Consider the following 25,393-nt stretch of genomic DNA (forward strand, 5'->3'; position numbering starts at 1 on the left):
TGTAACCGTTCTCGATGATCCGCAATAACCGTACGACTGTGAGATCACGGCGGATCCCGCGGCAGTCTTCGTTCTAGGGCGTGGTGACGATTTAACCTTTGGGGATTGAACGAAGCCGCTTTCGCGGCATTTGGAGGATCTGATTGCATGAAGTGCTCCTGATTTGAAGGAATGGGTTGTTTTGCCCAACCTTCAAACAGGAGATGACGATGACGGAGATGAGCCCTCTACGTCGGCGCATGATCGATGACATGACGATCCGCAACCTTTCGCCAGCGACGCAACGATCGTATTTGCATGCAGTGACGAAGTTCTCACGCTATTTCGGGCGATCGCCAGACCGCCTTGGACTGGAAGACGTGCGGGCGTTTCAGGTGCATCTGGTCTCATCGGGCCTATCATGGCCGGCCTTGAACCAGACAGTTTGTGCCCTGCGGTTCTTTTTTGGCGTTACGCTTGGTCATGCCGAGATACCGGAGCGCATTGCCTATGCCCGGACACCGGCCAAGCTGCCGACGATCCTCAACGGCGACGAGATCGTGCGGTTTCTGGAAGCAGTTCCGAGCCTGAGAACCCGTACCGCACTGACGACAGCCTATGCGGCGGGGCTGCGCGCCTCTGAAGCTGTCCATCTCAAGGTCCGCGACATTGATGGCGAACGTGGCATCATCCGCGTCGAGCATGGCAAGGGCGGAAAGGATCGCAACGTCATGCTGTCAGCGCAGTTGCTCGCGATCCTGCGGGTCTATTGGCGGCTGGCGAGACCCGAGGTCTGGCTGTTTCCGGGCCGGGACGAGACCAAGCCCATCGACGTCCAGGTTCTGTATTCGGCCTGCCGTTCGGCGTGCGCCGCGGCCGGCATCGACAAAAGGGTGACGGTGCATACGTTGCGCCACAGCTTTGCCACCCATCTTCTGGAAAGCGGAACCGACATCCGCATCATCCAGGTTTTGCTCGGCCACAACAATCTGTCCACCACGGCACGCTACACGAAGGTCTCCAATGCGCTGATCCGCAGTACGACCAGCCCGCTCGACCGGCTGACACTGGAGGTGGTGCCGCCAGGCTGAGCAAGCTTCGCCATGGTGGCGGCACTGGAGGTGGCGGACATTTTTCGCCGCTACGGGGAACAATATCGTCAAACACACGACGCTCATCTCGGGCGTGTCGCACGCCGGGTCATGAGCGCGGTCGAGATGTGCCGGACCGCTCGGCTGGGCGGGCATGTCCAGCAATGTCAGGACTGTGACAAGCTCCGCATCGCCTATAATTCCTGCCGCAACCGGCACTGCCCAAAGTGCCAGGGACAGGCGAGCCGTGACTGGCTCGCCGCACGGCAGGCCGATCTTCTGCCGGTCGGCTATTTCCATGTCGTGTTCACCGTGCCGCAAGAGATTGCGGCTATCGCCTTCCAGAACAAGGCGACCGTCTATGCGATCCTATTCCGCGCCGTCGCCGAGACGCTGCGCAAGCTTGCCGCCGATCCCAGACATCTGGGTGCAGAAATCGGCTTCATCGCGGTGCTGCACTCCTGGGGTCAGAACCTCCATTATCACCCTCATATCCATTGCATCGTGCCGGGCGGCGGATTGTCGGCGGACCAATCCCGTTGGGTCGCCTGCCGGCAGAGCTACTTCCTGCCGGTGCGGGTCCTGTCACGCCTGTTCCGGCGGCTGTTTCTCGAACAACTGAAGCAGGCCTACGATCTGGCCCAACTTCAATTCTTCGGCGATATCGTCGGTCTGGCCAGTCCGGTCGCCTTCAATCGAACTCTTAAAGCGGCGCGTCGTATCGACTGGGTGGTCTATGCCAAGCCTCCCTTTGCCGGACCCGAACAGGTGCTTGCCTATCTCGGCCGCTATACCCATCGCATCGCCATCTCCAATTCCCGCCTCGTCAGCATCGACGGCGATCGCGTCACATTCCGATGGAAAGATTATCGAACGGGCGGCAGGCAAAAGGTGATGACGCTCGATGCCCACGAGTTCATCCGCCGTTTCCTGCTTCACACCGTTCCGGACGGCTTTCACCGCATTCGTCATTACGGCCTGCTTGCCAATGGCCATCGGCAACTGAAGCTGGACCTGTGCCGCAGCCTGCTTGGCGTTCCCACGCCGGCGAGCACGGCCGAAGAAGCGGATGTAAAGCCGTCTCCACCTTTGGCGCATCGCTGTCCCTGTTGCGGCGGAACCATGACGATCATCGGCTCATGGACCCCGCTACAGCCGGTACACTGGCCAGCATGGAACGACAGCTCATGATCATATCATGCGCGGCATCATTGCAACGATCAGCGTCGGCATGCCGAAGGGCCGCGAAGCGAGTGCTTTGGCCAATCGTGCCAGCACGATGTAATGGGCGACGTAAAACGCAACAGTACCAAGCGTTCGGTCGATACAAACCAGCCGACAGGGGCGTCAACGACACTACAAATACCGTCAGACCCTCCTTCCACACCTGTCCACCGGTTCCGGCAAGGCTCGACCCTGCCTAACGCCATCCACCGCTTCGGCTAAATCCCCATAGTGCCAAACAACCCGCGCCTTCGTTCAATCCGGCTTCAATGAGGTCCGGTCACCGATTGCCGCACCCAAAGCGGTCGGACCTCACAGAACCCTCCAGATTCCCAGGCTGATGCAAATCAGATTCAACACTGACTTTTGGAGGTCGGTGATGGATTACGATGCCCTGCGGGACGATCAGTGGGAGCGTATCAGACGTTTTGTGCCCGGCGGCACCAAAGGTAAACGCGGTCCCCGAACTGACAACCGGCTGTTTCTGGATGCGCTGTTATGGATGGCGCGATCTGCCTGAGCGGCTGGGCGACTACCGCTCGGTCAAGCGGCGCTATTACCGCTGGATCGAGATGGGTGTACTCGACGAGATGATGGCGGTCCTTGCCCGTGAGGCCGATCTCGAATGGCTGATGATCGATAGCACCATCGTGCGGGCTCATCAGCATGCCGCCGGCGCCCGCAAGGAAAAAGGGGGGCGGATGCCCAGGGCCTGGGTCGGTCTCGCGGCGGTTTGAGCACGAAGATCCATGCAGCGACAGAAGCACTCGGCCTTCCCATCCGATTAATCGGTTCTCCAGGGCAACGCAATGACATTGCCTTCGCCCATTACCTCGTCGATGGTTTCGAGGCCACGGCTGCTATTGCGGACAAAGGCTATGATGCCGATCATCTATGCGACAGGATTGCGCAAAGCGGAACGCAGCTCGTCATCCCACCAAAGCGCAACCGAAAAATCCAGCGCGGCTACGACGCTGACCTCTATAAGGAGCGCAATCGCATCGAGCGCTTCTTCAGCAAACTCAAACAGTTCAGGCGCGTCGCAACCCGCTACGACAAACTGCTTGTCAACTTCATGGGGTTCGTCAAACTCGCCGCAATCGCGATATGGCTCAAATAGTTGCATCGTCGCCACGACCTAGGCCAGACTGGAAGCTTAACCATCATCATAGAAGCCGTATACATGTCTTGTCTTCAAAAGAGTTCTGATGCCTGCGTTTGAAGACGTCCGTTGAAAGCGAGTTGGTCTTCCAACTTGATGAACCAGACGCCCGACGGGTCCGGGTCGTAATTGGTCACATTGAATGTGGTTGCCCGCAACTCGACTGATTTATCGTAGGTCTTATTACTATCGCCTACAGTCTGGTTGATGATGACCTTATAAATACGGTCGGGAGGCGAGAAATCAGTCGGAAAGTTGAATGTCAGACTTATAGTGTTCCCAGCGAAGCTGAGATCATTCAAGTACAGTGCTCTGGCGAGAAAGAGAGTGCCGCGAGCCCGTTCAACAATGAGTTTGTAGGGGCAAGCAATTCCCGCCTGCTCAAGTAAATATTCAAATGTCTGCATATCCGACTGCGTTCTGAAGACGATTCCCCGAAGGTGTGGAGTCAAAGGGACATGCCCCTCGACGCTCACCTCAGACATCCGCATGTTGGTGATGTATTCTTTGTTATCGGAGTTTGTGGGGGCGTCGTGATAGATAGCGTCAAAATCCAGCTGATTAAACGCCGCATCGCCATCTAGGAATGTCTTCGAACGTTGCACATTGCCGCTACTAAACTTTGCTCCTAGAAGCGTGATCACGGAGATAAAGTCGAACAAAAACATGACCGGAATGGACATATGATTTGGCAGGCGCCATTGGTCAGCGATGCATTTTATGCCCTCCGTCCGGAAGTGAAATCCATTTTTGGGTCGAAAATAGAGACGTGCGCACGAGTGGGCGCCATCAAAAATATTGAGTGCCCCGCCATTAGCGACATCAAGAAAGTCCGTTGCATTGTTCCGGCAACGAAGTTCATTATACCGGACGATATTAATTGCTGTGGTAACGTCGCACGCGTGATACAGAAAATGGGGCCAACTGGCTCGATTTGCAGTTAGGCGACCGGCTTGCTCTTTCACATGCTGTTGAGCCCGCGCTAGAGTGATAGGCACGCTTGCTCTCCGTAACCGGACGCCACGGTATCCAGTTGCGCACCACTCTTTCGGTCTTCCCGGCTGATGTACAGTGCGTGACCGGGGCTAGCATCAGACCAGCCGGGTTTACTAATCTCTGCAACTCTCACGTAAGGCAACGACGCGAGGATTGGAAAGAGATAGGACTTCAGCTTCTTCGATGGCTCATCTGCGAACTGGTCACCGGTAAACATGCCGTTCTGGAGTGACGACCACGCCGCTTCAACAAGTTCGTGGTCGATCGTCTCCGTTCGGCCGGTTGACCGTTCGATTAGAATATCGCCGTCATCGACCCAGCGGGCTACAAATTCCGATGTCTTTCGAAGCGTCGAGAAATTGTTGCTGCGCTGAATCCTCGTCATGATGTCATGGCGGAACTCGTTGAAGCTGATAGGCACTCTCCGCACTTCCGGCCTGTTATGCTCAGCAACAAATGTCTGGGGAACTTGATAGTCGTGAACGTAGACGGGAATGTCGACCTTTGACAGATAGCGTTCCATCAGTGGTCGAACATCCTTCCAGTTCAAGTTTCCATTTCCGCATCCCAAAGGTGGGAAAGAGATCGAGGCGATTCCCATTTGTTTGTAGGACCGCTGGAAGGTCTCGAGGCCGGCCTCAATGTACTCAATCTTTGAAGGTTGCCGCCAGGTCGTTTTTGTCGGGAAGTTTAGAATCCAGTGGTCGGATGCGCGCCAAAGATGGAGCTTTCCGATGTCCAGAGAATGGCTGTCGCAAAGCTTCTTGTAGGCTTTAAACATGGCGGGGTAGCGCTCTTTGAATTCAAGTGCGATACCCTTTCCCATTACGCCTACGACATTCACAGTGTTGACGAGGGTCTGGGCAGGAGAGTCGAATAGGCTTGTTCGCACATATGTTAGCAAAGAATCACCCCGATGTTCTCTGTTCGTTCTGAAAACTTATAGCATATTGCCTGCGTCAGGTCGCGCTGATTCAGTCAAGCGCTATTGTGTGTTCACCTGATGGACGTAGGTGTGGCCATATTGCCGCGATTTCAAGAAACAGTGCGCCAATCTATAGCATTGCATCGAGCTTCTTCGCGATGAAGCGAGGCCGAAGCGCCCAAAGGGCTGCTTTCGGACGGACTGAACTCACGACCTCAGCGTCACCAAAACTGTGCTCATCTACCATTAGCGACGATCTATCGGAAAGCTGCTGGTAGTCAGTCCCCTTTCCGGCCCAAATCGGTCATTTCTCGAAGCCGGGACAAAAAACCGCTGTTGGCGTTGCGGAAATCGGCCTCCTTCCACTGTCGGTTCCATTCAACGAAGGCGTTCGCCGCGTATGTCTCGCGATATCGGCAACTGCATTCTTGCCGATACTAAAACCACGAGCAATCCGCCGGCTACTGCGGCCTCTGCCAATCAGTGTCGGTTCCCCCCTCAACCGGAACCGACCGCTACCAGACGAGACCGCGGGCTGCGACCTTCTCGACGCGGGTGACAACGCCGCCGCGATGGAAAACCATCGTATCGAACAGGTTGGACACCACGCAGGTGTGGTTCGGGATGATGAAGAGCTTCTCGCCGATCTGTGGCCGGGGGCCGGTGCAGTTCGACAGGTCGATGACGCCGTGTTCTTCGGACAGGCTGCTGATCCGGGCGTCGGGATAACCGACGACCAGGCCGTAATCGCTAAAACCCTGGAGATCCGAGGTCAGTGCCTTCGAGCCGGCGTCGATGACGGCGCGGTCGGCGGTTGGCCGGGAGACGACGGTTGCCAGCACATGCATGGCGCAATCCTCCTCGGTGCAATGGCCCATGCGCAGCATCTGGCGGTCGTTGTAGATATAGGTGCCGGCGCGGTGTTCCGTCGCCGAGGGGACGAGATGCGCCTCGTAGAGGCTCGGCGTTCCGCCATTGCTGACGATCGGGCAGGTAATGCCGTCTGCTTGCAGCCGCTGCAGCGTCTCGGTGATGAAGGCTTCGACGGCGGTGGCCGATTGCGGCTTCGGATAGGTGACGAGGCCGCCGAAGGTCAGGCCGTCGGCAGCGGCGATGCGCTTGGCGAGCGAGGCGGCTTCGTCAGGCGTCTGCACGCCGCAGCGGCCGCCGCCGGTGTCGCATTCCACCAGCACGGTCAGCGGCTTGTGGCCGGAGAAATGCGCCGCCAGCCCATCGGCGGTCACCTCGCTGTCGGCGACGACCTTGAGGGCCGGGATTTTCTCGTTCAGCCTGGCCAGGCGCTCGAGCTTCTGCTGTCCGAGGATATTGAAGGTGACGAGGATGTCGCCGAAGCCGGCTGCGGCGAAGACCTCGGCTTCGGTCACCTTCTGGCAGTTGATGCCCTTGGCGCCGGCGGCGATCTGCGCGACAGCGAGCGCCGGGATCTTGTGCGTCTTGATATGCGGGCGGAAGTTCAGCCCGTGCTGATCCATATAGGATTGAGCGCGGGCGATGTTTGCCGCCAGCCGGTCTTCGTCGATGACGGGACGCGGCGTCGAGAGATCGGCGATCCTGTCGCCTGCCTTGGCGACGACGGCAAAGCTGGTGTCAGGCATCTAGGCGGCTCCGCGTTGTAGCCCGTGTGGATCGGCGACGATCGGCCATATGGTCTTCGGCGCCCGCCGATAGGGTGTCGTCGCCGGATTGTTGGGATAGGGCGTTCCGGCCGAGCAGTAAAGGATCTCGGCGGCGATCTTCGAGAAGGAGGCGAAGAAGTGGTTGGTGGATTTGATCACCAGGATCTTCTGCTTCGTCGGATCGATGCCCATCACCGAAAACAGGCTTGGATCGAAGCTCTGGGCGCGGGTCGAATTGAGGATGATGTCGATGCCGTTGAGGGCGATATGGGCGGCATCGCCGAAAGGGGCGAGGCTTTCGCCGAACTGCATCTCGGCATTCTTGATGAGCCTGATGACCTTGACGGTGCCGTCGACGGGGTTGCCGGTGCCGGGCGCCGATTTGGCGCCGAAGCGCAGCGGAATCTCCGCCCCCTCGCCTGCCGCAAAACAGATCTGCACGGCGACCGGATCCCAGATGGTGCCGATCGCGGCACTGGTGACGCCGCGGGCCAGCAGCTCGCCGAGGATGACGGTCGCATCCCCGGCCGTGCCGCCGCCCGGATTGTCCCAGACGTCGGCAATGACGACGGGCCATGCGGTGGCGGCCATCGCGCGTGCGACGGCTTCCTTCTCGTCGATCTGCGGGACCATGAAGGTGCCGCGCTTGGAAAACAGTTCGAGGCCGAGTTCGCGCGCGAGAGCCGCGCCTTTTTCCGGCTTGCCGTCGGTCACGACAAGCAGCTTCGTTCCCATTTCGGGAACGTCGCCGACCATGAAACCATGGATTACCGAAATCGACAGAATGTCCGGATCGTCCTTCTCGATCCGCATGATCTTGTCGACGAAGGAGCGCATCGGCTCGCGCGATGTCGGGAAGACGTCGATCATCCGGCAGTCGAACACCGAGATGGCAGGCTTGACCCGGCCTTCCAGCGTGTCGACGGCGATGCGCCAGAGGTCCTCGGCGCGATCGACGAAATCCGTATGCGGAAACTCCTTGAAATAGACGGCGAAATCGAGGGCCGCGACGCGTTTTGCGGTGAGATGGCTGTGCGGGTCGAGTTCGGCGCAGATGAGCACGTCGGGCCCGACGATCTCCCGCATGCGCTGGAGAAGATCGCCTTCCGTATCCTCGTATCCGGCCGCCACCATGGCGCCGTGCAGGCCCATGACGACGGCGTCGACCGGCATTGCCGCGAGGAGCTGGCCGAGGATTTCGTCCCGCAGTTCCTCATAAGTTCCCCGGTTGACGAGGCCGGCGGGATCGGCCCAGGTGGCGGTTCCCTCGATCAGTTCCCAGCCTTTTTCCCGGGCGACGCGCCTGCCGACGGTGATCGGCGCGGTGCAGAGCGTCGGCGTTTCCGGATGCTGGCCGGGCGGGGCATAAAGCGAGGCTTCGAATGCGCGGCGATCCACGCAGATCGGGGAAAAAGTGTTGGTCTCGGTCGCCAGTGCTGCGGTGAAAATGCGCAAGAAAGTGGCCTTCGTATTGTCGGCCCCGCCTCAACCCATCGGGTTCGGCAGGTAGCCGGTGAAACCTGAGATTTTCCAGCGTCCTTGGTGAAGCCTGCAATAATAGAGCGTCTGCCATTGCAGGATGTCGCGGGTGCCGTCGGACTTGGTAATGCCGCCGTCGAATTTCTTGCGGACGAGCGCCGTCTCGCCTTCGATCTCGATATCCTCGAGCGTCGTCGTGGTGAAGATCGCCGTGCGCGCATCTTCCGCGAAACTTTGCTCGGCGAAATCCTCCGCCTGCCTCAGCCATTCCCGGCGATAGGCAGCCAGCGTCGGAAATGCGAGGCGCCACTTCTCGGGGCTGACGGCCTTCTGAGCGTCGATGCCGATGAAGCCTTCTTCGACGAAGTCATGCTCGACCAGCGACCAGTCGGCGGCGAGAAAGGCATTAATATCGCGCGGAACGAGCATTTCCCAGATCGCAGATCGGGCGCTGTCGGTCGGAAAAGGATTCAGGAAAGGATCGCGCATGTCTGCCCCGGATTGAAATTCTTTTCATAAATAGCGTTTTTCACTGGTCAAATTCTGCTTTCTATGGTCATTTGTCAACTTATCAAGAAAATAATTTGCAAGGACTTCAGCATGCCCATCAAGCGCTATGGCACTGTTCAAACCGGGGCCGGCGGCAAGGCGCTGCCTTTCGCGCGTGCGGTCGAAGCCGACGGATGGCTCTATGTTTCCGGCCAGGTTGCGATGGAAGACGGCGAGATCATCGACGGCAACATCATCGCCCAGACCCATAAGACGATCGCCAATGTGCTCGCGATCCTCGATGAGGCCGGATACGGCCTCGAGGACGTCGTGCGTGTCGGCGTCTGGCTCGACGATCCCCGCGACTTCTGGACCTTCAACAAGATCTATCAGGAGTATTTCGGCGAACATCCGCCGGCACGCGCCTGTGTGCAATCGTCGATGATGGTCGATTGCAAGGTTGAGATCGACTGCGTGGCCTATAAGAAGAAGAGTTGATGGAGCCATCGGGGGGACGGGTTTGGATATTTTTTCGACATTGCAGGAAGACAAGGGCCGGCTCTCTCCCTCCGAAAGCCGCATCGCCGAGATCATCGTCAATGATTTCGAGTTCGCGGTAAACGCCTCGATCATCGAGCTTGCGGAACGGGCCGAGGTCTCGCCGCCGACCGTCACCCGCTTCTGCCGGCGGCTGGGCTGCGAGAGCTTTTCCGATTTCAAGGTACAGCTCGCCCGGACTGCCCATATCGGCGTGCGGTATCTGAAGCCGGAATCGAAAAGCACCGATCCGGCCGATGTCGCCCAGGATATCATCACCAAGGCGCAGAACGCGCTCTTTCTGCTGCACCGGTCGCTCGATCTTGCCGCGATCGAAGCCGCCGTCTCGCTGATCGCCAAGGCCGATATGATCTATGCCTTCGGCTCGGGCGGCAATTCGTCGATGATCGCCGACGAGCTTCAGAACCGGCTCTTCCGCCTCGGGCTTCGCATCACCGCCAGTTCCGATCACAGCATGCAGCTGATGATGGCGGCCGCGGCAAGGCCGGGCGACGTACTGATCGGCTCGTCCTTCTCCGGGCGCAATATGGAGTTGGTGCGGGCCTTCGAGCTTGCCCGCGAGACCAAGGTGAAGACGATCGCTCTCACCCAGACGGAAAGTCCGGTTGCCAAGGCCGCCGAAATCGTCGTGCCGATCGACCTTCCCGAGGGCAACAACATCTATCGCCCGACCTCGACGCGTATCGCCTACCTCGCGACGGTCGATATTCTGTCGAGCCTCGTCGCCTATGCCGTTCAGCCGAAGGCGACGACCACGCTTCGGCGCATCAAGCAGCAGCTCGTCCTTCACCGCGACGGCGATGACCGGCAATTGCTTGGAGATTAATTCCATGAATGGGAGCGACAGCAAATGACCCAATCGGCAGCCATCGTCACGGGCGCTGCGGGCGATATCGGTGCTGCGATCGCCGCGCGGCTCGCCGATGACCATGATGTCGTGTTTCTCGCCGACATCGATGCCGCGGCTGCCACCGCCGTGGCGTCGAAGCTCGGGCCGGACAATCGCTTCGTCGCCGTCGGATGTGATGTGACCAGCGAGGCGAGCATTGCGGAATTGGTCGGGCGTGCTGCCGGCGCCGGCGTGGTTCGGACGCTGGTCAACAATGCCGGTGCGGCCCGCGCCACCAGCCTGCACGAGACGACGCCTGACATTTGGCGGGCGGACGTTGCGCTCAATCTCGAAGCGGCATTCCTGTGTTTCCGCGCCTTCGAGCCGATGCTGCAGGCCTCGAAGGGCTCCGTCGTCAACATCGCCTCGGTCAACGGCATGCACGTCTTCGGCCACCCGGCCTATAGCGCCGCCAAGGCCGGCCTTCTGCATTTCACCCGGCTGGTCGCGGTGGAATACGGCAAGTTCGGCATCCGCTCCAATGCGGTGGCCCCCGGCACGGTGAAGACGCAGGCCTGGGAGGCACGCGCGGCCGCCAATCCGAATGTTTTCGAGGAAGCCCGCCGCTGGTATCCGCTGCAGCGCGTCGTCGATCCCCGGGATGTCGCCAATGCCGTCGCCTTTCTGGCCGGGCCGCTGGCGGCAGCAATCACCGGCGTCTGCCTGCCCGTCGACTGCGGCCTGACGGCCGGCCAGGCGGAACTGGCGAGAACCTTCTCCCAATCAGAATATTACTGACGCCAGACAACGCCATGAGCCGCCTTTTCCCCGCCGTCTTCCGCAACCCGGCGATCCGCGCCAGCATGATCGCCATTTTCACCTTCGGCATGGCCGGCGCGATGACCGCACCCTACCGTTCGATCATCGGCATCCGTGAGCTGGGGTTGAGCGACGGCCTCTATTCCTTCCTGGCCTTCGCCTCGGCGGCGGTGAACGTGGTCATCAGCATCCTGCTCGGCAATCTCGCCGATCGGCTCGGCGAATACCGTTCGGCGATGATCGGCGCCTGCCTCTTCGGCATCGTCGGCTACGGCATGGTCTACGCCTTTCCCACAGCGGCGATCTTCATCATCAGCGGCTTGCTGCCCCTACCGATCTTCGGGGCGCTGAATTCGCTGCTGTTTGCCAATGCGCGCGCGGCGATGCACGGCATGAGCCGCAGCGACATGGTGACGGCCAATTCCGGCGTGCGCGCCACGATCTCGCTCTCCTGGGTGCTGATCCCGGGGATCACCGGCCTGCTGCTATCCGGCGCCTCGAGCATGCTGCCGGCCTATCTCTTTGCCGCCATCGCATGTCTCTTATGCCAGGGCATCATCCTCTTCGCCCTGCCGAAGCGGGCGGCAACGGAGATGACAGCGGTTCATCACCTCACCTATCTCGGCGCGCTGCGGCAGGTGATTTCGCCACGGATTTCAGCGCATGTCGCCGGCGTGGCGCTCATCACCAGCACGCTGCACCTCAACGACGCCCTTCTGCCGTTGATCGCCACCGGCGCAGCCCATGGGGCGCTGAGCGATGTCGGCATTCTGGTCGGCATCGTCGCATTGCTCGAGATCGTCTTCATCATCGTCTGGTCGCGGATCGCCCGGGAGGCCGGCCAGATGACGGCGCTTGCCGCCGGCACCATCATCTATGCGGTGTTCCTCTGCCTTCTCGGCTTTGCCTCGCAGCCGTGGCACCTCTATGCGCTGACCCTGCTCGCCGGCATCGGCGCGGCGGCGATCATCAGCATTCCGATCACCTATCTGCAGGATCTCATCGCCGATCGGCCGGGGCTCGGCAGCGCCCTGATTTCCGTCAATATCTTCGCCAGCGCCGGCATCGGCGCGCTGGTCTTTGCCGCCGGCACTTATGTGACAGGCTATTCCGGCACCGCCGTCATCAGCGCCGTCACCGGCCTGTCGGGGATGGCGCTCCTCGGCCTGCTGCAGAGACGAAATGCCGTTGCGCCTGCTGACGCCGGGGTTCCATAAAGCTGGCGAAGAATGTGGCTTTCATCGTCATCCGTCTTGTGACAAGGGTGGGGCACCATTTCCTTTGAAGGCGACATGAAGGCGATCTCCGGCACGAATCTCGAGCAGGCCAAATCTCACAACCGGCGTGTGGTGATCGAGGCCGTCCGCACGCACGGTCCCTTGTCGCGCGCGGCGATCGCCCGGATGACGGCGCTGACTGCCCAGACCGTGTCGAATATCGTCGAGGAACTGGAGAGGTCGCATCTTCTGGTGCCGGCTGAGGCGCAGAAGCTGGCGCGCGGCCAGCCGATCATCCCCTATTCGATCAATCCCGCCGGCGCCTATTCGATCGGCCTCGAACTGGGCCGCCAGCGCGCCAGCGGGGTTCTGACGGATCTCTCCGGCGCCGTTTGCGCCCGCATCGAGCGCCATGTCGAGCACCCCGATCCGCAAAGGGCCATGCCGGCGCTCCAGACCATCGTCGAAGACCTTCAGCAGGCCTTCGCCTTCGACCGCAACCGGCTGCTCGGCGTCGGCATGGCCCTGCCCGGCCGCTATGCCGATGGCGGCATCACCTCGCTCAGCCCGCAGAACCTGCCCGGCTGGCAGGATTTTCCCGTCGGCCATGAGCTGGAACAGCGGGTTAAGGTGCCGGTGCTCGTCGAAAACGATGCGACGGCTGCCGCGATCGGCGAGCGTCTTCACGGCGTCGCCCGTGGCCTCGGCAGCTTCGTCTATCTCTTCCTGGCCGGCGGCGGCGGCATCGGCGCCGGAATGTTCCTCGACGGCCATCTCTATAAGGGCAGCCGCAACAATGCCGGCGAGATCGGCCACATCATCGTCGAGCCGCACGGCAAGCTCTGCAGCTGCGGCAAGCGCGGCTGTCTGGACCGCTACATCTCACCGACCGTCGCCTATGAATTCATGGGCATTGCCAATGCCGAGGAGCTGTCATCAGACGATCTCGACGCGCTGATCGCCAAAGGCGGCGAAGGCCTGGATGCCTGGCTCGACCAGGCCGTCCAGCCGCTGCGGCAGACCCTCGACTTCCTCGAACTGGCCTTCGATCCGCAGACCATCGTGCTCGGCGGCAGCATATCGACATCGCTGATGCGCCGTCTCGCAGACCGGCTGGAGCCGCTGCACGTCCCGATTGACCCCGACCGGAAACGCAGCGTGCCCCGCGTCATGATCGGCATGACCGGCAAGGACACGGCCATCCTCGGCGCCGCCGCCCTGCCGATCTTCTCGGAAACCAATCCACGCTTCGACGTTCTGCAAAAGCCGGTCGGGTGAATTCGGTTTAGCCTGGCACTAAAGCGCGTCGCGATCCTTCGGATTCGCTCTTTGCGCTTTAGGTTTTTGTTTTCACGCATGTCGTTGCCGCAAAACCGCTGCACACTTTTGCGCGACATGCTTTAGCCGAGCGCTTCGACCACGTTGAGCAACACCCGGGCACCTGAAATCATATGCGTGTCAGTTACGAACTCCGCCTCGTTGTGGCTGATGCCATGGCGACACGGAACAAAGATCATGGCTGTTGGAGCTATGCGGTTTACGAACAGCGCATCGTGAAAGGCACCGGAAACCATTTGGCGGCTCTTGAGACCGAGAGCTTTGCAGGCCTCCTCAATTGCCCCTGTAATAGTTGGTGAAAAGCGGCCTGGCGCCATGTTGACGCGCTGGCTGACGCTAACGTCACAATCCCAGCGGGCGCCCGCAGCCTCGCATTCCTTTCGCACATGCTGGTCCATCGCAGCAAGGATAGCGGCGTCCGGATGGCGGATATCGACGGTGAAGGTGACAGAACCGGGGATAACGTTGATGGAACCTGGCTCGGCAGTAATGCGGCCGACCGTCAGCCGTGCCTCGGGGTCCGCAGGCATGACCGCCGATTGAAGGCTTGCGATTGCGGCGGCTGCCGCACCCATGGGGTCCTTGCGGAATTCAAGCGGCGTCGTGCCGGCATGCGCGGCCACACCGGAGAAGACAACTTCAAGCCATTTCGTGCCCTGCACCGCCGTGACGACACCGATGGGCACGTCCTCCTGCTCGAGGATCGGGCCCTGTTCGATATGCAGTTCGACAAAGGCGGAAATAGCGTGGCCTGTTGGTCGCAACGCAGCTTCAGGCAGTGCTGCGAGCGTTGCCGCCAGCTCATCGGCCAGCTGCGGGCCGTCCGTCGCATGTATTGGCTCCCAGTCCGCCAGAGTTCCTACCCCCGCAAAGGCCATGGATCCCATGCAACCCGGCGAATAGCGGCTACCTTCCTCGTTGGTGAAGGCGACGACTTCGACGGCACGGTCGGTTTCGATGCCGGCGTCGCTCAGCGCTTCGAGCACCTCGAAAGCGCTAAGCGTGCCGAGCGCGCCATCGAAGCGGCCACCAGTCGGCTGGCTGTCGAGGTGGCTGCCGATGAGGAGCGGTGGCAGGGAAGCATCCCGGCCCTCCCGTCGAATGAACAGATTGGCGATATCATCCTGGAAGACGGTGAAGCCGCGGGCAAGCGCTCGCTCAGCGAGCAGCCGGCGCGCCGCACGGTCTTCGATGCCTAAAGCCTGCCTGTTGACACCACCGGCAGGCGTCGCGCCGATCGCTGCGAAATCGGCGACAGACGCGAGCAGGCGCGCGGCGTTGACCTCCGGCTTCCGGCTCATCGGCCAAGGCCTGCAATGAGCCGCTTGACCCGCTCGAGCTCAACCGCATTCCACCAGACGCCATCGTATTTAAGGGCGCTTGCAATGATCACGCCGTCCGCGACGGACAGAATATCGTTGGCATTGTCATGCGTGACGCCGCTGCCCACCAGTGTAGGCAGCGATGCCGCCTCCTTGATCATCCTGATATAACCGAGATCGGCGGCGTGGCCGGTGCGCTGGCCGGTGGCGATGACGACATCGGCATCGAAGAAGACGAGATCCTTGACCTGTTCTTCGACAGGCCGATCAGCCACGATGGCATGCGCCCCATGCTTGACGTGGGCATCGGCAAAGATGCGGACGCCACGGGCGCGAAGATGGGCACGGTAGCGCATGGCGCGTGCCGATTCTCCCTCCACAAACCCCTCGTTCGCGATATAGGCATTGGCCCACTGGTTGACGCGAATGAAGGATGCGGACGAGGCAGACGCGATGGCAAGCGCCGGGATCGCCGCATTGGCGAGCACGTTGATGCCGATCGGACAACCGAGCTCGCGGCGGATGCGATCGGCGACAACGGCCATATGCGCTGATGTCTCGGGGCCGATATCATCAGGCTTGGCAAACGGAACATCGCCGTGGTTCTCGACGATGACAGCGTCGCAGCCGCCCGAAAGGTAGGCGCGTGCATCTGAAAGACCGCGCTCGTAGATCGTCTCGACGCCTTCGTCATCATAGCGTGGCGCCCCCGGCAATGGCATCAGATGCACCACACCGATCACCGGCTTGTCGCGCCCGAAAAGCGTCCTCAGTGTGTCCTTGTTCTGCCGTCCGATAGGGTTGCTCATGGCGATCACACGTTTTCCAGTTTCAATGTCTTGGTAAGGGCGGCTAGCTCTGCCGAGGTGGGGAAAGAGGCGAGCGTACCGGCACGGCCGACCGCGATACCCGCCGCCCGTGTTGCAAGTCTCGCAGCGTCGGCAAGCGTCGCACGCTGCGCAAGAAGTCCGGCCAACGTTCCGGCAAAGCAATCCCCCGCGCCGCTGGCATCCACGGCTTCGCGTTTTTCGGCCGGGATGTGGAGCCGGGAAGAGGCGTCCAGAACGAGGACGCCCTCCGAACCGAGCGTTACGATGACGGTGGCTGCGCCCCTCGCGCGCAGGCGGTCGGCAGCGCGGTCAGCAGAGGTCTCGCCGGTCAAGGCTTCGGCCTCCGGTCGATTGATGATCAGCAGTGACACCGCCGAAAGATCCGGCGCATCGGAAGCAAGCGGGCTCGGATTGAGAACGGTGAAAAGCCCGGCCCCCCGCGCTGCCTCCAGGCACTGCACCGTTACATCGGCGCCAAGATTGCCCTGCATCAGCAACATGTCTCCGGCGCTCCAGGTCGATGCGAGCGGGCACATCGTCAGCGGATTGAACGCCTCGGCGCAGCCGGCGGCGGTGATAATGACATTCTCGCCATGGCGATCGATGAGGATCACCGAGCGGTCACTGGACAGATCGAGGCGCGAGAGGCGCAGGTCGGAAATCTCAGTGGAGAGCAGGCTTTCCATCCGGTCGCCGGTGGCATCCCGGCCAACGGGTGCCCAGAGCGTCACGCAGGCACCTGTCCGGGCGGCGGCGGCGGCCTGGTTCGCCCCCTTGCCGCCGACACCCTCGCCGGCAGCCGTTGCGTTCAGCGTTTCTCCTGGCTGCGGCAGCCGCTCCAGGCGAAAGCTCGTATCGACGCAGACATTGCCGACGACGTGGATGGTCATGACTGCGGACCTTCCGTTCAGTCCGTTGCCCAGCCGAGCATCTGCTCGAACAGGGTCTTGTAGCCCGGCCAGGCGATGAATTCCGGCGGCAGCCAGTGCGGGCCGACATCAGACGTCCAGACAAGTGTGCGGCCTTCGCCGTAGGTGCCCGTGACGAGCAGCGGCAGCGAACCATATTCCGAGGAAACGGTCATAAGCTGGTTTGCACCTTCCTTCAGCGTCACCTCGTTGAAGCCCAGCAGATAAGGGAACTCGCCGGAAATACCCGAAAGGATCGGATGCGAAGCATCGCCCGAAACAACGGGCGTAAAGCCCTCCGGCACCTCAACACGGTCGTCGACGGAAAGGCAGGCGACCGGTAGCACCTCTTCAACCGCGGTGTTGCGGAAGCGCGCACCGCCATTGATGCCCTGGAAGGAATAGTAGCCACCGAACATCAGGAGCGCGCCGCCCCGGGAAACGTAGTCACGCAGCAATTTCAGACGGTTCGGTGTACGACGCGAGTGAATCCAGGTGTCGGGATGCAGAAGCAGCGTATTGGCGCCGATATCAGAGAGCACAATGGCGTCATAGGCTTGAAGGCCTTCGAGCGTGCTCGGAAACTCCTTCTGCGCCTCGTGTGCCGGCATGAAGGTGACGTCGAAGGGGCTGTCCTTCAGGGCCCTCAGCAATTCGTCCGCGCCGGTGTGATAGGTCACGGTCGGGAACTGATCGAAGCCCTTGATATGGGTGGCGGTCGAAACCCAGGATTCGCCGGCGAGCAGCACTTTCTTCTTGGTCATGGAAACTCCTTGGACGATGGGCCAACGCTCAGCGCGTAGCGGAAAAGACGGATTTCGGGTTGTCGATCAGCATGCGGTCGATGGCCGCCTGATCGACACCGTGGCGCTTCAGGCGCGGCAGGAAGTGTTTGAGGATGTAGCCGTAGCCAAAGCCGCCGTAGCGAGTCAGCATGATCTTCAGGAACACATCCTGCGACAGCAGCAGCCGGTCGCCGAAACCTTTGTCGACGAGGGTGGCAATAGCGCGGGCATTCTCCTCATCGGAGGGTGACTGTGCGTCCTGATCGGCATAGTAATAATCCATGCCGATCATGTCGTATTCCAGGAAGGCGCCGCGCCTTGCCAGTGCCATCTGGTAGTCGAGATCGTCGTGGCTGGGGTTCATGTGGCAAAGAACGGTATGGCGCAGATCGGCTCCCTCCTCCTCCACCACATCGAGCACGCGATGCGCCAGCCGCTCCCAGCCCGGCAGGTGGATGGAAAGCGGCAGGCCGGTGATGCGTGCCGCCCGCGCCGAAGCGCGAAGTGACTTCTCTTCCTCGGAGGTGAAATGGCGGCTGACACCGACCTCACCGATAATGCCGGCCATGATTTCCGGCTGATTCTCGGAACCGCCGACATCATCGACGATGAACTGCGTGACCTCTTCGACGCCCATGGCCTTGAGCCAGTCCGGATGGGTATGCTCCAGATAGAAGCCGGTGCCCATAATGATCCTGAGCCCCGACATTCGTGCAATGCGGGCGAGCCCCGCCGCATCGCGACCGATACCGAAATTGGTCGTCTCCACCACGGTGCAGCCGCCGAGCGCCTGGAACCGTTTGAGCTCTCCAAGCGCCAGATCCCCATCGTCGAGCGAGACATTGTCCCGGTTCATATAAGGGTTCATGCGCAACTCGCCGATAATCTCGATCGAGACCTTCTGTTCGGCGATCGCCTTTTCGTCCGGATGGCAGGGACAAATCCAACTGGTCGCACCATCGAGGAAGATGTGCTCGTGCATCAGAGTCACGCCGAGATCCTCCGCTGGGACGGGGCCGGTGACGGTCATGGCTGTGCCGGAATTCACCCCGATGGGGTGCCGCTTTTGAGGTGTGTCTGTAAAGAGGTGATCGAGCATTCTCAGCGCCCCTTGGCGGCACCGCGGAACAGGCGGAAATTCAGCCAGATCGCGACGAGGATGATGACGCCGGTGACGATCGGCGTGAAGAAGGGAGACAGATGCGAGAGGATGAGGCCGTTTGCGAGCACCGCGACGGTGAGTGCGCCCAGGATCGTACCTACCAGTGAACCGCGTCCGCCAAAGAGGCTGGTGCCGCCGAGCACGACGGCTGCGATCACATCCAGCTCAAAACCCTGTCCCGCATTCGAGGAGCCGGAACCGAGACGGGCGGAGAGGATAACGCCAGCCACCGCGGCCGCCGTGCCCGAGAGCACATAAACCCAGAGGATGACCCGGCGCGTATTGACGCCTGCCCGCCGCGTCGCCTCGGCATTGGCCCCGACGCCCGTAACGTAGCGGCCGAAATGGGTTTCGTTGAAAGCGATGTAGGCGATAGCGAGAATGACAATCGCAATCAGCGCCGGAGCCGGAATGCCGAGCAGCCAGGCGCGGCCGAGCGCTACGAAGGGGCTCGTCGGCTCGATGGGGATCGAATAGCCGCCGGTGATGAGCAGCGCGAAGCCACGGATCACAGAAAGGCCGGCGAGCGTGACGATGAAGGCGGGGATGCGCTCGTAGGCGATGAAGTAACCCTGGATGACGCCCACAACGCCGCCGAGCAAAAGCATCAGCACGATAGCAAGTGGCCAGGGCACGCCGGCCTGAAGGGCTGCGGCCGAAAGTGTAGCTGTCAAGGCAAGAACGGAGCCGACTGAAAGGTCGATGCCGCCGGTTGTGATGACAAAGGTCATAGCTGCGGCGACGATGAGCAGCGGGGCGGATTGCCTGATCACGTTGAGGAGGTTTGGCGCGGTCAGGAAGGCATCGGTCGTCATCGAGAAGAACAGGCAACAGACCACGAAGAACAGCGCGATCGACATGACGCCGCCGTTGGCCACGAACTTGTCGAGGATCGTCGCCTTGCGCATGCGAGGCGGATGGCTGGCATAGGCGTTGGGTTCGGAACTCATGCGGAGACGCCTTTTTCCCGGTTGTGGCCTGCGGACCGGGCGGCAAACTTTCGCCCGACGATCAGATTGACGACGTCCTCGATATTCGTGTCCTCGATCCGGCGCTCGGCCACGTTGTGGCCCTCATACATTACCTGGATGCGGTCGCAGACGAGGAAGAGGTCCTGCAGGCGATGCGTGATGAGGATGACGGACACGCCGCGTTGCGAGACCGTACGGATAAGTTCGAGGACCGCCTCCACCTCGGCGACGGCAAGTGCTGCCGTCGGCTCGTCCATGATGAGCACGGAAGGATTGAAGGACGCGGCGCGGCCGATGGCGATGGACTGGCGCTGGCCGCCCGAGAGATTTTCCACCTTCATGCGTGTATCGGGAATGACGATGCCGAGGTTGGAGAGCATATCGCGCGCCCGCTCATGCATCAGCTTCTTGTCGAGCATCGGTATGCCGGCCACCCGCCGGTTCGGCTCGCGACCAAGGAAGAGATTACCCGCGACATCGATCGTGTCGCAGAGCGCCAGGTCCTGGTAGACCATCTCGATGCGGGCGGCACGCGCATCGGCCGGCGAGGTGAAGGCAACTTCTCTGCCATCGATTTCAATCGTACCGGCATCCGGGATCACCGCGCCGGAGAGAACCTTGCTGATGGTGGACTTGCCCGCACCGTTGTCACCCACCAGGCCGAGGACTTCCCCCGGCTTCAGGTCGAGCGAGGCGTTATCGAGCGATTGCAGAGCGCCATAGCGCTTGGAAATGCCGGTCATGCGGACGCGGCTGACTTGCGTGTCGGTCATATTCAATGGCCCTTGCTGGAAATCCGGCCGCCCAGCCTGATCGTCAGGCCGGGCGGCGACGGCAGTTCGGCTTACTTGAACACGTCGCGATACTGATCGACATTCGCCTTGGTGACGATGGTGACCGGCACGTTGATGATCGGCTCTATCTTTTCGCCCTTCTTGACCTTGACGAGCGCTTCGACCGCGGCCTTGCCCTCACCGGCCGGGTCCTGCTGGATCACTGCCGTGACGAACCCCTGGTCGATGCCATCGATGGCGGACTTCGTCAGATCCCAGCCGAAGACCTTGATGCTATCACCGCGCCCCTGGCTGGCGACGGCGGAAACCGCGCCGAGCAACGCCGGCTCGCCGGTAGCATAGAGCGCCGTCATGTCGGGGTTAGCGGTCATCAGGTTTTCGGCAGCGGATAGCGCGACATCCTGCACGTTCTGGCCGTCGACGGTGTTGAGGAATTCAACCTTCTGACCGCCCTTACCCACGGCTGCCTTGAAGCCATCAAGGCGCTGGTTCTGGATGAAGGAGTTGAGCGCGCCGACGACGCCGACCTTTGCAGCACCACCCATGTCGCTCTTCACGTAGTCGGAGAAGAACTTGCCAATCTCGCCACCGGCCGCAGTGTTGTCGACACCGACGAAGGCGATGTTGTCGCCTTGCGGAATCTGCGCATCGATGGCGATGACTGGAATGCCGGCATTCTTAGCCGCAGTGATGGCCGGCTTCACGCCGTTGACATCGATGGCGACCAGAATGATGCCGTCGACCTTCTGAGTGATATAGGTCTCGATCGCATCGTTCTGCGCCGAGGGCACGTTGTTGGCATTAAAGATGACGAGATCGACGCCGGCAGCTTTGGCGGCGGCGTTGGCACCATCATTGATCTGGTTGAAGAAGAGTGCCTGCTGATTGATGGTGACGAGCGCGAAAGTATCGGCAAAGGCGCTTGAAACACCCATGGAAAGTGTCATGGCAACGGCTGCAGCGCAGCCGAGGAGATATTTGGTCCGACCCATTTTAGGTTCCCCTTGTTAGAAGCCGCGGGCGGCAACAGAATTTACAAGAAGCATTATTCAAGTGACTTGAATTCTTGTCAAGTCACTTGAATGGCAATGATCGGAAAAATGAAGAAGTAGATTTTTCTGAGAAAATTTAGAATGTTGGCGGCGTATTGACCCAGAAAATCGAGGCCTGCTGGTTGCCGACATTGCGATACCAATGGGCAAGTTCGGAATTGAACACAAAACTGTCTCCGGCGGACAGGCGAAAGGTCTTGTCGCCGATCATCAACTCGATCTCGCCGATGAGCACGTACCCCACCTCTTCGCCGACATGCTGGATCGGCCCGGCGCTCTCACCACTGACATCGATATGATGAATGTTGCACTGAAGCAGATGGCCCTGCGAATAGGGAATGATGCGTTCGAGCGATATGCCTTCGCCGCGCCGCAGCGGATCGAGTGAGATCAGCGGCCGCGTGCCCGCGCGAAATACCACTCCCTCATCGGCATCCGTCTCCTCGAACATCCAGCCGATATTGGAATCGAGCGCCTGCACCAGCCGGTGCAGCATGGGCAACGATGGCGAAGCTTTGCCGTTTTCGATTTTGGACAGCAGGCTTTCGGAACAATCCGCAGCCAGCGCCAGTGCCTTCAACGTCAAGCCGCGCGTCTGCCGCGCAAGCTTGAGGCGCGCGCCGAGCCGCACCGGATTCGATTGGACCTTATCCTCTCGGCTGCTTTCAGACGGCACAGGCGGCTTGACCATATTCATGTTGAAGCATCGCATTAATCGGGGCTTCAATCATAAGTCCTTCAGGCAAGCGCTGTCCAGTTGGGATGCTTTGGGCGGAGAATGTTGCGGCGGCGTTATGCCACACGCGCTAGTAGCCAGAGGGCCGAACAATTTCACGATTCTATTCAATCGCCACCACCTGAAGGCCCCATTGGCTCGAAAAACCGACTGGTCATGCCGCTGGTTAGTTGACTGTTATACTCAAGGATTATACGCGCTTCGGCAGGTTTTCCGGCAATCCGAAGCATAAGCATGACCCCTGTCGACATCTTGTCCGAAATCGTCCGCGCGGATGATCGCGTGGCGCTTGTTTTCGCCGATGGGCGGACGCTTTCCTATGCCGATCTCAACGCGCGGACCTTACGGTTTGCGGAGCGGCTGGGTCAGGGAGAAAAGCGGCTTGTCGCGATCTCGGCGGAAACCTCGGAGCATATGATCGTTGCATATCTCGGCGCGTTGCGCGCTGGCCACGCCGTGGCCATGCTGCCGCCATGCGACGACCGGCTCTGGAGTGACTTTCTCGCAGCCTTTCAGCCGGACTTTACCTTCCGGCCGGCCGACGGGCGCTGGCGTCTGATCGAGGAAAGCCGGCCTGGCCGCACGCAGCCACTTCATCCCGATCTCGCTCTCGTGCTGATGACCTCCGGCAGTTCCGGCGCGGCCAAGGCCGTGCGTCTTTCATATGCCAATCTCGACGCCAATGCGCGTGTGATCGCGGACTATCTCGAGCTTTCATCGGCCGACCGGGCCGCCTTGGTCCTGCCGCTTCACTATTCCTACGGACTATCCGTCCTCCATTCTCATCTGATCGTCGGCGGCAGCATTTTCTTGCCCGGTGTCTCGGTGATGAGCGAGGATTTCGCTGGAGTGATCGGCGAAAGCGGCTGCACCAATTTTTCGGGTGTGCCCTATTCCTACGAACTGATGGAAAAGACGCGCTTCCGAACGGCCGGGCTCGGGGCGCTGCGCTTCATGACGGTGGCCGGCGGCAGGCTCGCGCCCGAACTCATTCGCCGCTACCGGGATTACATCAGCGCCGGCGGTGGCCGCTTCTTCGTCATGTACGGCCAGACCGAGGCGGCGGCCCGGATCGCCTTCGTCCCGCCGGAAAGCCTGTCGGACAATGAAGAGCGGATCGGCATCGCCATCCCCGGCGGCAGCCTCAGCCTTGCCGATGATGACGGAAATCCAATCGACCGGCCGGGCGTTGCTGGAGAACTCGTCTATGCCGGCCCGAACGTGATGATGGGCTACGGCGCGGATCGCGCCGATCTCGCCCGCCCGGCCGAGGTCGAGGCGCTGCACACCGGCGACATTGCCGTTCGCGACGAAGAGGGTTTCTTCCGGATCGTCGGGCGGAAAAGCCGTTTCGCCAAGGTCGCGGGACTGCGGATCGGCTTCGACATCATGGAGCAGGTGCTGGTGGAGGCGGGCATCGCGGCCGCGGTGCTGGGCGACGATGAAGGTCTGCAGGCCTATGTGACCGATGCTGGCGTGGCCGATCGGGCGTGGCGGATCCTTGCAGAGGCGAGCCGTCTTCCCGCGAACCTGATCTGCGTGGCCGAGCAGACGGATCTACCCAGGCTTGCCTCCGGCAAAATCGACTATGACAGCCTCGGCGAGACGATGCGGAAGACGCGCGAGAAAAATCGCCCGGCGGCGGTCAGCGTGCTCGAAGCCTACGCCCGCATCTTCTATCCCCTCACCGTCGGCCGCAATGACAGCTTCGTCTCGCTCGGCGGCGATTCCCTTCGCTTCCTGCAATTGACCATGGAATTCGATCGGCTCGGCGTCGACCTGCCGGAAGGCTGGGCGCAGGCGCGGATCGCCGAACTCGACAATGGCCGGCCGGCGGTACGCTCCTCCCGGCTTGCAGACATCAGGGCGCTGCCGACCGATCTGGTCCTGAGGGCGATCGCCATTCTGTTGGTGGTGGTGCATCACGAGATGCTGTGGCCCATCCCCGGCGGATCGGGCGTCATGCTGCTCCTCGTCGGCTTCAGCCTGGCGCGCTTCCAATCGGCCCATTTCCTCGCCGGCCAGTTCCGTCATGCGTTGCGGCCCGCCGTCAACGTTCTCATTCCCTATTTCCTTATTGTTGCCGTCTATGCGTTCGCCTGGCGGACGGTGCCCTGGGCCTCGATCACGCTGACCGGCAATTTCGGCTATGCCGATCCGGAACGCCACGAGATGGTTCCCTATCTCTACTGGTTCATCGAGGCCTATGCGCAGATGCTTCTCGTCTTTTCGCTCATTTTCGCGGTGCCTGCGGTGCGCAAGCTCGCGCGGGCGCGGCCTTTTGCCTTTTCGCTTGGCCTGCTCGGGCTGGCGGTTGCCGCGCGCTTTTCTCTGCCGCTCGTCTTCGACATCGGCAAGCGGCAGATTTTCACGATCTATTGGGGTTTCCACCTCGGCATTTTCGGCTGGTGCGCCGGCCTTGCCGATCGTGCGGCGCAGCGCATGGTTCTGACGGCGCTGGCTGCGGCAGTGCTCGGTTATCTCGCCTTCTGGGAAACGGTTTGGATTGGAACGACGATCAAATATCTGACGATCTTCGCCGCACTTCTTGCCCTTCTCTATCTGCCGCGGATTCGTCTGGCCGTCTGGCTCGCCCGTCTGGTGACGCCGGTCGCAGTCTCCGCCTTCCCCATCTACCTCTTGCACCGCTTCGTACCGGAACTGCTGATGACGCCGGCGGCCGGCGCCTTGCCGGCCCCAGCCTTTCACCTGCTGGCCATCGCCGGCGGCCTCGCAGTGGGCATCTTCGCAAACAAAACAGTCGCGGAGTTCCGCAACCTGCTTGGCGGAATGGCGATAGCAAAGAACACCGACGTGCCTCAGCCCGCCCTATTGCTACAGCGACCGTTCGTGGTGCGGCGAATGGTTGTCCGTGACTTAATTGGTTCTCAAACCTGCGCCTCGAGTGGAACGCGATCGCCGGGTCTGCAATTCGATAGTAACACGCCTTGATAGGAGCGAACCGAAGACCCTGAGATTCGCTTGAGCGCTACAAGGGGGACTTCAGGGTATAACTCAGGAAACGCCGTGATCCTGGATCTGTGCGATATGCTCGCGGCGTCTGAACTCGACGGGAGCGAGTCCGGTTTC

At 60.9% G+C, this 25,393-nt stretch carries 22 protein-coding genes and 1 pseudogene; 9 read left to right on the forward strand and 14 right to left on the reverse strand.

Features of this window, described 5'->3' with window-relative positions:
- The first annotated feature begins 209 nt into the window (after positions 1-209).
- From CO666_RS30060 to CO666_RS30070, 3 genes and pseudogenes are all read left to right on the forward strand, one after another.
- Positions 210-1,070 (forward strand): tyrosine-type recombinase/integrase, encoded by an 861-nt coding sequence (locus tag CO666_RS30060; RefSeq protein ID WP_097615667.1) that lies wholly within the window; start codon positions 210-212, stop codon positions 1,068-1,070.
- 12 nt (positions 1,071-1,082) lie between these two features.
- Positions 1,083-2,261 carry an IS91 family transposase gene (locus tag CO666_RS30065; RefSeq protein ID WP_097615668.1) on the forward strand — a complete coding sequence of 393 codons (1,179 nt, stop codon included), beginning with the start codon at positions 1,083-1,085 and terminating at the stop codon, positions 2,259-2,261.
- 412 nt (positions 2,262-2,673) lie between these two features.
- Positions 2,674-3,414, forward strand: a pseudogene (locus CO666_RS30070) (IS5 family transposase).
- Between the two features lie 74 nt (positions 3,415-3,488).
- Here the strand turns inward: CO666_RS30070 and CO666_RS30075 are convergent.
- The 5 genes from CO666_RS30075 to CO666_RS30095 all read right to left on the reverse strand — a co-directional run bounded on the left by CO666_RS30075 (position 3,489) and on the right by CO666_RS30095 (position 8,982).
- Positions 3,489-4,454: a DarT ssDNA thymidine ADP-ribosyltransferase family protein gene (locus tag CO666_RS30075; RefSeq protein WP_097615669.1), complete on the reverse strand. Its 966-nt coding sequence runs from the start codon at positions 4,452-4,454 to the stop codon at positions 3,489-3,491.
- A complete protein-coding gene (locus CO666_RS30080; protein WP_342588134.1) occupies positions 4,439-5,344 on the reverse strand; it encodes a macro domain-containing protein in 906 nt (301 codons plus the stop codon). Before CO666_RS30080 ends, CO666_RS30075 begins: the two co-directional genes overlap by 16 nt.
- Before the next feature lie 548 nt (positions 5,345-5,892).
- Positions 5,893-6,993, reverse strand: coding sequence for a D-TA family PLP-dependent enzyme (locus CO666_RS30085; protein WP_097615671.1), 1,101 nt, complete (start codon positions 6,991-6,993; stop codon positions 5,893-5,895).
- The gene (locus CO666_RS30090) at positions 6,994-8,469 is read right to left on the reverse strand and encodes a M81 family metallopeptidase (RefSeq protein ID WP_097615672.1); all 1,476 of its coding nucleotides are present in this window, start codon (positions 8,467-8,469) and stop codon (positions 6,994-6,996) included. It abuts the gene before it with no gap.
- A 30-nt stretch (positions 8,470-8,499) separates the two neighbouring features.
- Positions 8,500-8,982 (reverse strand): hypothetical protein, encoded by a 483-nt coding sequence (locus CO666_RS30095; protein WP_097615673.1) that lies wholly within the window; start codon positions 8,980-8,982, stop codon positions 8,500-8,502.
- Positions 8,983-9,093: 111 nt separating this feature from the next.
- On the opposite strand from CO666_RS30095, the gene CO666_RS30100 reads away from it, so the two are divergent.
- The 5 genes from CO666_RS30100 (at position 9,094) to CO666_RS30120 (ending at position 13,683) form a co-directional block, all read left to right on the forward strand.
- On the forward strand, positions 9,094-9,480 hold the full coding sequence (locus CO666_RS30100; protein ID WP_097615674.1) for a RidA family protein: 387 nt from the start codon (positions 9,094-9,096) through the stop codon (positions 9,478-9,480).
- A gap of 22 nt (positions 9,481-9,502) precedes the next feature.
- Positions 9,503-10,366 carry a MurR/RpiR family transcriptional regulator gene (locus CO666_RS30105; RefSeq protein ID WP_097615675.1) on the forward strand — a complete coding sequence of 288 codons (864 nt, stop codon included), beginning with the start codon at positions 9,503-9,505 and terminating at the stop codon, positions 10,364-10,366.
- 24 nt (positions 10,367-10,390) lie between these two features.
- Entirely contained in the window at positions 10,391-11,167 is a 777-nt protein-coding gene (locus tag CO666_RS30110; protein WP_097615676.1) for an SDR family oxidoreductase, read from the forward strand.
- A 14-nt stretch (positions 11,168-11,181) separates the two neighbouring features.
- A complete protein-coding gene (locus CO666_RS30115) occupies positions 11,182-12,405 on the forward strand; it encodes an MFS transporter (RefSeq protein WP_097615677.1) in 1,224 nt (407 codons plus the stop codon).
- Between the two features lie 75 nt (positions 12,406-12,480).
- On the forward strand, positions 12,481-13,683 hold the full coding sequence (locus tag CO666_RS30120; protein WP_097615678.1) for an ROK family transcriptional regulator: 1,203 nt from the start codon (positions 12,481-12,483) through the stop codon (positions 13,681-13,683).
- A 122-nt stretch (positions 13,684-13,805) separates the two neighbouring features.
- Here CO666_RS30120 and CO666_RS30125 read toward each other — a convergent pair whose 3' ends face one another.
- The 9 genes from CO666_RS30125 to CO666_RS30165 all read right to left on the reverse strand — a co-directional run bounded on the left by CO666_RS30125 (position 13,806) and on the right by CO666_RS30165 (position 22,258).
- Entirely contained in the window at positions 13,806-15,044 is a 1,239-nt protein-coding gene (locus tag CO666_RS30125; RefSeq protein WP_097615679.1) for a Zn-dependent hydrolase, read from the reverse strand.
- The gene (locus CO666_RS30130) at positions 15,041-15,874 is read right to left on the reverse strand and encodes a BtpA/SgcQ family protein (protein ID WP_097615688.1); all 834 of its coding nucleotides are present in this window, start codon (positions 15,872-15,874) and stop codon (positions 15,041-15,043) included. The genes CO666_RS30125 and CO666_RS30130 overlap by 4 nt, the downstream gene beginning before the upstream one ends.
- 5 nt (positions 15,875-15,879) lie before the next feature.
- Entirely contained in the window at positions 15,880-16,785 is a 906-nt protein-coding gene (locus CO666_RS30135; RefSeq protein ID WP_097615680.1) for a ribokinase, read from the reverse strand.
- 17 nt (positions 16,786-16,802) lie between these two features.
- On the reverse strand, positions 16,803-17,567 hold the full coding sequence (locus CO666_RS30140) for a glutamine amidotransferase (RefSeq protein ID WP_097615681.1): 765 nt from the start codon (positions 17,565-17,567) through the stop codon (positions 16,803-16,805).
- A gap of 28 nt (positions 17,568-17,595) precedes the next feature.
- Positions 17,596-18,687, reverse strand: a complete 1,092-nt coding sequence (locus tag CO666_RS30145; RefSeq protein ID WP_097615682.1) for a phosphotriesterase family protein — start codon at positions 18,685-18,687, stop codon at positions 17,596-17,598.
- A gap of 2 nt (positions 18,688-18,689) precedes the next feature.
- On the reverse strand, positions 18,690-19,700 hold the full coding sequence (locus tag CO666_RS30150; protein ID WP_097615683.1) for an ABC transporter permease: 1,011 nt from the start codon (positions 19,698-19,700) through the stop codon (positions 18,690-18,692).
- On the reverse strand, positions 19,697-20,494 hold the full coding sequence (locus CO666_RS30155) for an ATP-binding cassette domain-containing protein (RefSeq protein WP_097615684.1): 798 nt from the start codon (positions 20,492-20,494) through the stop codon (positions 19,697-19,699). Before CO666_RS30155 ends, CO666_RS30150 begins: the two co-directional genes overlap by 4 nt.
- Positions 20,495-20,565: 71 nt before the next feature.
- On the reverse strand, positions 20,566-21,507 hold the full coding sequence (locus CO666_RS30160; RefSeq protein WP_097615685.1) for an ABC transporter substrate-binding protein: 942 nt from the start codon (positions 21,505-21,507) through the stop codon (positions 20,566-20,568).
- A gap of 136 nt (positions 21,508-21,643) precedes the next feature.
- A complete protein-coding gene (locus CO666_RS30165; RefSeq protein ID WP_097615689.1) occupies positions 21,644-22,258 on the reverse strand; it encodes a cupin domain-containing protein in 615 nt (204 codons plus the stop codon).
- 279 nt (positions 22,259-22,537) lie between these two features.
- Here CO666_RS30165 and CO666_RS30170 point away from each other — a divergent pair, with 279 nt between their 5' ends.
- Positions 22,538-25,255 (forward strand): AMP-binding protein, encoded by a 2,718-nt coding sequence (locus CO666_RS30170; protein WP_097615686.1) that lies wholly within the window; start codon positions 22,538-22,540, stop codon positions 25,253-25,255.
- Positions 25,256-25,393: the final 138 nt, after the last annotated feature.

The organism is Rhizobium chutanense (assembly GCF_002531935.1).
GTDB classification, from domain to species: domain Bacteria; phylum Pseudomonadota; class Alphaproteobacteria; order Rhizobiales; family Rhizobiaceae; genus Rhizobium; species Rhizobium chutanense.